The sequence below is a fragment of the Phenylobacterium sp. genome, assembly GCF_031360265.1.
Lineage (GTDB): Bacteria > Pseudomonadota > Alphaproteobacteria > Caulobacterales > Caulobacteraceae > Phenylobacterium.
Genome location: NZ_JANMBF010000014.1, coordinates 1 through 1,956, shown reverse-complemented (window position 1 = coordinate 1,956; position 1,956 = coordinate 1). Strand labels below are relative to the sequence as shown.

General features: G+C 64.2%; 3 protein-coding genes and 1 tRNA gene. 3 read left to right on the top strand and 1 reads right to left on the bottom strand.

What is annotated here, in order from left to right:
• From RMN86_RS01090 to RMN86_RS01080, 3 genes are all read left to right on the top strand, one after another.
• The coding region (locus RMN86_RS01090) for a DUF2842 domain-containing protein (protein WP_309603975.1) at positions 1–227 on the top strand (227 nt) is incomplete at its 5' end.
• Positions 228–292: 65 nt separating this feature from the next.
• A tRNA-Pro gene (locus RMN86_RS01085) sits at positions 293–369 on the top strand.
• Positions 370–490: 121 nt separating this feature from the next.
• A complete protein-coding gene (locus tag RMN86_RS01080) occupies positions 491–1,417 on the top strand; it encodes a hypothetical protein (RefSeq protein WP_309603974.1) in 927 nt (308 codons plus the stop codon).
• A 54-nt stretch (positions 1,418–1,471) separates the two neighbouring features.
• Here the strand turns inward: RMN86_RS01080 and RMN86_RS01075 are convergent, their stop codons facing one another.
• Positions 1,472–1,864, bottom strand: coding sequence for a MerR family transcriptional regulator (locus tag RMN86_RS01075; RefSeq protein WP_309603973.1), 393 nt, complete (start codon positions 1,862–1,864; stop codon positions 1,472–1,474).
• Between the last annotated feature and the right edge of the window lie 92 nt (positions 1,865–1,956).

Genomic DNA, 1,956 nt, shown 5'->3' with positions numbered 1-1,956 from the left:
CGCCGTCTATGAGCCGGCCCATGAGCGAGCGCGTGCGAAAGTTGGTCGGCCTGGTCGGCATCATGGCCTTCCTGGCGGCCTACATCACCGCCATGACGCTGATCAGCGACCACATCCCCCAGCACTGGGCCGCGCGCATGGCCTTCTATGTATTCGCCGGCATCGGCTGGGGCATCCCGATCCTGCCGCTGATCAGCTGGATGAACACCGGACGCTGGCGGCGTTAGGGCTCGGCGTTTCCGTCTTGCCCTGAGCCCATAAGCCGTTAGAAGGGCCGCTCGCCGCGAGGCGTCGGAGCGTAGCGCAGCCTGGTAGCGCACTTGACTGGGGGTCAAGGGGTCGCAGGTTCAAATCCTGTCGCTCCGACCATCGCAAAATCAAGCACTTAGCTGATTTTCGAGGGCGGCAAATCGGACCGGATTGAGGGTCTCAGGTTACACCTCAGGTAACGGCATTGTGTAGCGAGAGCCTCAGGCCTGTATGGTGGGGCATGGCTGAAACGTCACCGATCCCCGCGAAGAAGCCATCTGCTCGCGCCAGGTTTAGCGCCCTGCCGATCTCCGACGACCACATCACCCGCCTTTCCTACCGGATCTATGTTGACGAGACTGGTCTCGAGACGTGGCGTGGACACAGCCTGTTCGGGTTTGCCGGCGTGGCTGGATATGGCCCCGAGATCTTGCGCGTCGACCGGGCATGGAAGCGCCTGAAGCGGGACCATTTCGGCGGAGAGGAAGCTCGACTCCACGCGTCGCGCGATGTCCTGACCGCGGAACAGCAGTTGGCGATCGACGCCTTCTTCTCAACCACACGGCTGCGCCGGTTCGCCTACATTTGCGAGGCGCCGCCCATGGCACTGCCAGGGGTTGATGCCCTCAAGGCGATGCGGGGCATGCTGGTGAAGGAGGTCGTGGACCACATCAGCAGCTTGCCCAAAATACCTGACGATATTGCGATCGTGTTCGAGACCTCGGAGCGCCTCTCCCCACAGATAATGGACATATTTCCGGGTCTGGCGTTTACGGTCGATGCGCCCGATCTCCCGCGGCCGCTCAAGCGGCAGGTCGTCACAGCTTTCACGGACAAGAAGGTCGGCGTCGCCACGCTTGAGATGGCCGACCAAGTCGCGTACCAGGCCCAGAGGGAACATCGGCGGGGCATCCCGATCGCAGACCCCGGCCCGGCGTTCCGGTCGGTGTTTCCCGACCCGCGCCCGCCTTACGCGAAATTCATGCTCATGCGCATCGCCAGCGCAGCCTATGCTGACCAGGGACTGACGTGTACGTTTGAAGAGCCTGGAATGGTGGGATTCCGTTTCGAGGGCGAGAAGGGCCTCGCAGCCGCAAACCGCTGGCTGGCGAGGATGCCCGCCGAACAGGCCGTAAAAGTGTTTGGGTTGCGACCACTGCCTACGTAGCGGCTTAACCCCGTCCACCTTTTTGGGGGAAGATCAGATCGGCGGAAGTAGGTGTTATCTCAGCAGAGCATCCAGGCGGGCCTTGACGGCTTCAAGGTCGTGGAGGGTGTCGAGGAGCGCGCCCTGTCCGCCGACGGCCAACGGCGCGATCTGGCCCGCCGCCCGAGAGGCGCCCCCTCCACGGCCCGCCGAGACAAGCCGCTTGATGCCCTGTTCGCGGTGCAGGCGCTGGACGCCCTTGATGGTGTAGCCCTCGCCATGCAGCAGGGTGCGCACGCCGCGAAGCACAGCGATGTCGGCGGGCCGATAGAACCGGCGGCCGCCGGCTCGTTTCATCGGGCGGATGAAGGCAAACTTGGTCTCCCAGAAGCGCAGCACGTGCTGGGGCACGTTCAGCTCGTCCGCCGCTTCGGAGATGGTCCGAAAGGCTTCCGGGCCCTGGGCCATGGGCTAGGCCGCCCTCACCGAACCCACCTCACCGGGAGAGCGCGCGGTCGACCCGCGCCTTCATGACCTGTGAGGCGCGAAAGCCAATGACG